The following is a 7,072-nucleotide window of genomic DNA, read 5'->3' as shown; positions in this document are numbered from 1 at the left end:
AAAACTCATTTAAATCACTTTGCTATTAAGTACAAATTGATTCTTAGAGCGAACCAGATTGCTTGGCAGGAGCTTAAAAATATGGCAGCTTAAAATTGACCGTGCGTAACATGAGTTATTAGAAAAAGAAATAGTACCTAATGGTGCGCATAAAATTACTTTATTTAATGCACGTAACCTTCCTGTGTTAAAGACAGAGCTGCCACGTAAATTAGCAACAGGTAATGCAACTCCAGTTATTACCCTAGGCCATAATTCGTTTGGCCAACCCACACGCTTAACTCATCATAAAAATCCTTTTGAAAAACAGGCTTATCTCACGCTAAGCCTTGAAGATCAGACCTATCTTACTGGTTATAATACTCGCGGGCTGCAAGTTGTTACTGTAGATCCCGAAGGTGCAATTCATTCTCAAAGTTTTACGGAAACAAAAAAATTGGCTTTAGACTGGATTTGGGTAAAAGGCTGGAGAGATGGTAAATTAATCAGACGTTTACACCAAACAAGACGTGAATATAATGAACGTGGTCTTGAAATTTTACGTATTGAGTCAATTGAAACCGGCTCCACCATTAAAACCACCACCAGGTCTAATGCCTTTGGTGAAAAAATCGCAGAGGGCTATGGCGATGATTATTATCCCTTATATTGGTTGCGTGATAATCAGGGAGAGGTTTGGAATACTAATGAACAAAATGGTGTCCCTCTTATTACTTTACGCAATCTGGCTGGCTATGAAACCTTAAATTTACGCTCACGAACGCGTGCCTTAAAAGATATTAATTCAATCAGTAAACTGAAAGCGATTATCGACTTGGACTACACTCAACTGCAACGGGTTGAATTACAAAGAGATCTTTTAGGACGAATCGAAGCGCAGGCCTTACCTGCTTTTAAGAGCCTGCCTATAGATGCACCTGAGCCTCTTCCCTTAGCGGTCAGCAGTGGAACTAATTATCCAAGCTTTGGTAGCGTGAGCTTAACTTGGCCTCTTCCTGAGATTGCTGGTTTAGAAGCCGAGGTGAGTCTTTGGCCTAAGGGTGGTAAAAAAGAAAAGAACAATTTAAAAACAAAAAATATCGGGTCACGTTGCGGTGTTGATGTCAGTATGCTGTTTACTGATGACTATGAATATCAAATCGATTTTTATTATCGCGATCCTCAAAATAAGCAAAGAGACGCCCACCCCTCCTACCGTGCAGAAGGGAGTAGTTTTATTATCACTAAAGCTATTACGGCTAGCTCCAATCTCGTTTGGCAGCAAATTGATGAACAACGCCTGATGGTTTATGGAAATTTGTCAAATGTTTCAGGGATAGAATTAAGACAAAGGGGTAAGGTAATAGGGCGAGTTTCTTTGAGTAGCACCAATAAAGCTCATTGCTGGCTGGTTGATTTAAGTGATAAACCATCAGGTAAATATGAGTTTCATTGGCTTAGGAACTATTCTTTATTAGAAGCAAAGCCATTAAAGATAGGTGCTGTCTCTTCTAAAGGAAGCAGGCTTGATAATATTACCACTGTATTAGCGCAAGAACTGGTTTTAGTGCCAGCTCTATTCAATGCCTATATTATATCAACATGGAAGAATCTACCGCCACAGCTAAGTAATCTTCATCATGAAATTAGAGCTGTGAACACTTATCATAATTATCCCTCAGAAGAAACGATCATCGCTAATTACAAAACAGAACATAGCTCCTTAGTACTGAGTACTAAAGCACAAGGCCGTTCTTATATGGTGCATAATAGCTTCTATCCAGGCACAAAATCTTTTTCCCGCTTCTCAGTTACGGTGGTAAAGAATCGTCTTTTTACAATTGATTCAAACAATACAGAAAGAACTATTGCCGAAGTAATAAATCCAAATAGCGGTGCAACATCTTTTAATTCTAGTTTTCTATACGTACAGCCGGGCTCTGGCCTAGCAAAAGTTGATGCGTTAAGAGAACATTTTTCTGATGGGCGTGAAGGAAAAATAATCGCCCTGAGTTCTTGGATAAATAACTCTTCTCGTTGTCCGAGTTCTGCTGTTAACGCAGCTGCAAGCTATGATTTAGTTTCTTTAAAATCAGCCCTGGTTGAGCCTAATCCCTGCGGTCAGCTGAATATCCATACAGCGAATACACGCAGCAAAGATCTAATGGTGCGGGAAATTAACCTAAGTAAAGTGCTGGTTTCAAAAATAAAACCGACTATTGATTTCTTATATCGTCACTACCATGAGCGGCAAGCGCTCAATTTTAAATGGATACTACCGGGTTTTTTAGAAAACCAACCCATTAAAATTCAATTTAAATTAAATTTTCATACCTATGTTTTTAAAAAAACCTATGGCGATCATCTTTTTGAATACGAAGTAGGGCGTAGTTCGCAGATGCCTTACAATGGGCATTTAATTCCTATTCCCTTGGGTTATCTAATTCCTCCCCTACCTAAATTTTCTGATTTCGATCTAAAGTCATTAAAAATATTCGTACAGTATAATAATGATTGGATTTTGTTATTAGATTCCAACGACGTTAAGAATCATCTTAGCCATGCCGTTGAAAATAAAACATGCGCTACAGCAATTAAGGTAAATTATCCTACCTCGCCAAAACCATTTACTCATTCCATCAAGCAGTATAAAGAAGGAGACACAATAAGCTTTGAAAATGCCTATACTTTAATTTTTTATCCTCTTCCAGAAGGAATAGACCCCAAAACTATCCAACTTCAATATAATGACAATTCTTTATCAAGACCTGACTGGCGCCCCTTTAAAAACGTCCGCTATACAGGCCATGTTTTAAGTATTTCTGCTGCACCTCTTACACCAGGAAGCTACCAATACCGTCTTAAAGCTAAAAATATCAAAGGCCAACTGATTAATTTTTCTGAACTGGCACCACAAATTATAGAGGGCTGGGCTGTAGGGCAATTTGATGTAACCCATGGCGGCTCTCTTTCTAAAGTGAGTCGCGCTAACTCACTTCAAGATGTCGTGCAACCAATCCGTCGGCAAAGTGTCGATCGTTGGGGTAACTTAGTAAGTAATACCAACACGCTCGGTGCTACTACATTAACCCAATATAATGCGCGTAATAAAGCGCTTCAAAAAATTGAGCCCGCTATTGAAATAACGGATGAAAAGGGGCAAAAAGAAACAATAAATCCTAAAACTCGCTATGCCTATGATCTTAACGATAATACTATCGCTTTAACCGACCCTAATGGATACACGACATACCACGAGCGGGATAATGATGGAAAAGTATTAAAAACAATTTTAGGCGATGGAAATTTTAAACAATTTATACCGGATATTTTTGGCCAGACTAGCACGATTAGCGATCCTTTAAAACATAATATTTACCATAAGCATGACCGCTGTAATCGAGATATTGCAAGAAAAGATGCGTGTGGTTGGGAAACTAAGTTCGCCAATAACGATTTGGGCGATCGCCTTAGTGTAAGCAATGGCAATCAAGAGGTAGAGCGCTATGATTATCTTCACCCCTTAAGGTTGCCCACTCACCACTATATGCCCGGAGGCGAGACCCATTTAACCCGCAAAGAGTATGATCGCCGGGGCGTGATAATTAGAGAAATATTTCCTGATCAACGTGAAAATAAATGGAAGACAGATGATTTTGGAAATCCCATATCGCATACGGACTTAGGCGGAGCCGTCTATACCTATCAGAATAATTCTTTTTACCCAACAGAAATAACTCAAATAACCAGTAGTGGGGGCAAACATGGCTTTAGGCTATTTCCTGATGGTTCTACTAAAGCTATGGCGAATCAAGATTTAAGGTTTCAATATGATGAGGCTTCGCATGAAGTTGCTATTTTAGACAATGCCCTACCTTTAACCACGCAATATCGTTACGATCTGGCAAATCGACGAGCAAGGGGAAAGCTTTATTGGTAAAGATGGCCATCTCTATCAAGCGGTGGTAATGAAATGGAATGATTTAGATTGGTTATCCGAGGTTCGTGATACCAAGATGTTAGTAAAATACACCCAGGATGCTAATGGCAATCGACGCTCAACGATTGCATCCATTTTCTGGAATGGGAATTGGGATCCTTTCGGCGAGGAAAACTGGTACCTATATAATGGAGCCAATAAACTAACTCTTGCTAAAGGCAGAAAAAAGAATGATCGTATTCAAATAACTCCCGGACAAGGCTACCAACTTATTTACGATGTGGCGGGTAGACAGAAATTGGAGCGAACGCTGAATAGCGAAGGGAATGAGGTTTTAAAGGAGCTTTTGTATCTTGATAATAATTTATTATCAGAAATTAAAACAAAACCCGGGAATAAAATATCTAAATATGAGTACGATGGTAAAGTTCCGCGTAGGAGCCTTTTGACGACTGAGACTTCTCAACACCGCAGCCATTACAATCATAACAGCTGTTTAGATGCAGAAACCTTTATTAATGAGGCAGATAAGAGCATTTCTACCACCTCTTATGCTTTGAATCTTTTAGGTAATCAGGAAAGACAAACTATTAAAGTCCGTAATAGCAGCGGTACCGATGGCTACGATGAGCTGCTTACTACTCATTATGCCCAATTTGACAAAGATAAAGTGGCTCAAATAGAGGCGACTCGCAAGCGCCTAGGTGGAGAGACTGTCCATTCTGATGTTAAAGTGGGCTATGATCCTAATGGTAATACTGAAATAATATTAGGTACCAACCAAAAGCCTAGAACATTTATTACCAACAGTAAAAATCGTATTGTGCAAAAACAACAAGGAAGTGACCAAGGAAATTACTTCTATACAACCTCAGACCAACCTCTAGGTTATTTTGGTTCCATCCCAGAAGGGCTTGCAGCAAAACCCAGCCATGTTAATTTCGACCTAGATCATCTCCCCATTGGCGAACATTTCTCTCCACCAACACCCGGTAGTTTTCCCGTGGGTACAGAGGATAGTTTTGCTAGCATTTCTGAGCGAATATATGGCAATGAAAGCTTTGCCGATTTGATAGCAGAGGCCAATGGCTTCAGTAGTGAAGATCGTCCTCCCGCGGGACTCGTGTTAACCATACCTAATATAAACAACAGCAATGTGCATAACTGGACAGGCCAATATCCAATGTACAACCCCGCTGCAATTATTGGCAGCCTCTATCCTAACATGCCCATACCTTCCCGCTACGTACATCCACCTATAGTACCGCATCGTTCACATAAAAAATTCTGGCAAATTCTTATCCAGGCGGTGGCCTCCACTGCTGTCATGGCTTTTGCCCCCGAATTTGCCGGGCTCTTTACCGGTCTTTTAAGTAAGTTTATGGGTGAGGCACTTGGATTTGCGATAGCAGGAGCCGCATCCAGTCTGGTGCAACAGGAAATGGCTATTGGCTTTGGAAATCAAAGTAAAATATCTCTAAATGCTATCGGGCAAAATGCCCTCCTTGCTGCCGCATCAACAGGAATGGCTAAAGGCCTTGGTATGGATTTGATAAAACATGGGAATAAATATAAAAACCTCGTGCAAGAAGCAACAAAAAATATTGAATTCACTCTAGCCCTTCAAGGCCTAAGCTTTCTCACCGGCCAACAACGCCATTTTGAATGGAAGGTGCTAGTCGCCAGTGTTGCTAATACTTTAGCCAATGTAGGCGCAAAACAAATAGAACTAGCGCCTCCACTATTCAACGAAGCCCTAGCTACCGCCTCCGCTTCAGTAGCCTCCTTGGGCATCGACAAAACGCTAGGGAATGAGCTTGATTTAGAAATTTTAGCAGCCAATACGCTAGGCACTTTTATCGGCAATCAACTAGCGGCCCAAGCAAAACAACGCCATGCCGAATTCCAAGCACGACAAGCTGAAAAAGCTTTTCAGTACCAAACTCAGATCCCTGAAATCCAAGAAACCCTAGCAGAATCAGAGCACCATTTCTTGCAATCGCTAAAAGCACAACCAAACCCACTGGGCAGCATCAACGAACTGTACACGCCTGAAAAATCCGCTCCTATCCAAACCCAAAAGAGCAATGCAGCCTTACCACAAACCCGCAATAACAACTCCCAAACCCCTCCGCCACAGCCCCATAAAAAAGCAGAAACAGCTCGCAAAGAAGAACAGTTGGTTCGAGCTTCAAAAATAACGCAAAGTACATCAAAAGAGTTATATGCCTCAAGACATCGTTTTTGGGGTGAAGCAAAAAAGACCTACAGCCCTATAGATTCTCAGCAGGAACCCCCTACTATAGCGAATTTACTACACTTGGACCCTGAGCCTGAGCGAAATAGATCGAATATTGGACCTGCAATTAAATTTTACTATTCCTGCTTTGCGAACGAGCCGATGAATAGGAATCATGGAAAATATAATATAGATTATAAACAGCTTTATTATCCAAAAGACACCTCTCCTATTGATAAAGCGCGAAGTGATTCTCATATATATGACACTCCTTGTTCTCCTCGAGCAGGAGATGTGAGCTTGAAGATACAAACACAATCGATTGACGCTCTGATAACTGCTGCAAAAAAAGCACATTTTAGTTTAAGAGATACGGCACACCTCTTAGCTATAGTCCGGCATGAGTCAGGTTTTAATCCTTATGCTGCTGCCCCAGGAAGTACTGCTGCAGGGTTGGGACAATTTGTTGATAAGACATGGCGTGATAATCATTTTACTGCCGCAGAAAGGTGGAGCATGGAGGCTCAAGTAAGGGCAATGATAGGGCAATTTAAATATGTGAAAAAAACGGCTTATGAGAGGGGTCAATCTGAACTTTATTTTTATAAATATCATCATGATGGTCCTGCGGGAGAATATGAGGGGCTAGGCAAAGGAAAAAAACATGTATATCCCCAAATTGATAAAATACAAGAAAATCTTAAAAATATTTTTTGAAGGTTATAGCTTCGATAATTTTTAAATTACAATTACATAAGGAACTTAAAATGAAGTTTAAGAAATTTTTTCAGTTGTTTGATATAGGCGCGGATTTTTAGACGAAAAAAAGGTATTTTTAAGAGCTATTCTTCTAATATAAGAGGGGAATAGAATGACCAAAAAGCGAAATTATTACACTGCATCAAAAAAATCAA

2 protein-coding genes are annotated in these 7,072 nt (G+C 40.2%); both read left to right on the top strand.

The window, feature by feature from the left end; translation table 11 throughout:
• Positions 1–184: 184 nt before the first annotated feature.
• On the top strand, positions 185–3,919 hold the full coding sequence (locus tag ELY15_RS12225; RefSeq protein ID WP_127100425.1) for a hypothetical protein: 3,735 nt from the start codon (positions 185–187) through the stop codon (positions 3,917–3,919).
• Between the two features lie 28 nt (positions 3,920–3,947).
• Positions 3,948–6,875, top strand: coding sequence for a transglycosylase SLT domain-containing protein (locus ELY15_RS12220; RefSeq protein WP_127100423.1), 2,928 nt, complete (start codon positions 3,948–3,950; stop codon positions 6,873–6,875).
• The last annotated feature ends 197 nt before the right edge of the window (positions 6,876–7,072 follow it).

It is taken from the genome of Legionella sp. km772 (assembly GCF_003989735.1).
GTDB lineage: Bacteria > Pseudomonadota > Gammaproteobacteria > Legionellales > Legionellaceae > Legionella.
This window is presented reverse-complemented; position numbering and strand designations above follow the sequence as displayed.